The 406-nt window shown below is 62.1% G+C and carries 1 protein-coding gene; it reads left to right on the top strand.

Annotated features, from left to right (window positions below; translation table 11 throughout):
• Nucleotides 1-406: hypothetical protein (locus tag CDV44_RS27545; RefSeq protein WP_141118859.1), on the top strand; the 406-nt coding region annotated here is incomplete at both ends.

The following is a 406-nucleotide window of genomic DNA, read 5'->3' as shown; positions in this document are numbered from 1 at the left end:
AGGACAAGGTCACGCGTTATGACACGCGCAGTCTGTCGTTGCTGTCGGGGTTGCAGGGCGTGCAGGCGTTGACCTTACCGGTGCCCAAGGAGAAGGACCCGCGTCCGTTCGAAGTGGTCGGTATCCCGTTTCAGAAGCCAGGCTTCTACGTCGTGGAACTGGCCTCACCATCGCTTGGCGCGGCGTTGCTCGGCAAGTCGTTGCCGATGTATGTGCGCACCACGGTGCTTGTCACCAACCTGGGCGTGCATTTCAAGATGGGCCGCGATAACGCCGTTGCCTGGGTGACAACGCTCGACAAGGGCCAGCCGGTAGCGAACGCGAAGGTGCGGGTGCTCGATTGCGATGGCACGGAGGTTGGCAGCGCCGTGACGGACAAGACGGGTGTGGCGAAGATCGACAAGTC

Origin of the sequence: Pandoraea sp. PE-S2R-1, assembly GCF_002179865.1 — a bacterium.
GTDB lineage: Bacteria > Pseudomonadota > Gammaproteobacteria > Burkholderiales > Burkholderiaceae > Pandoraea.
Note: the sequence above shows the minus strand (reverse complement) of the source record. Positions and strands in the feature narration are given on the sequence as shown.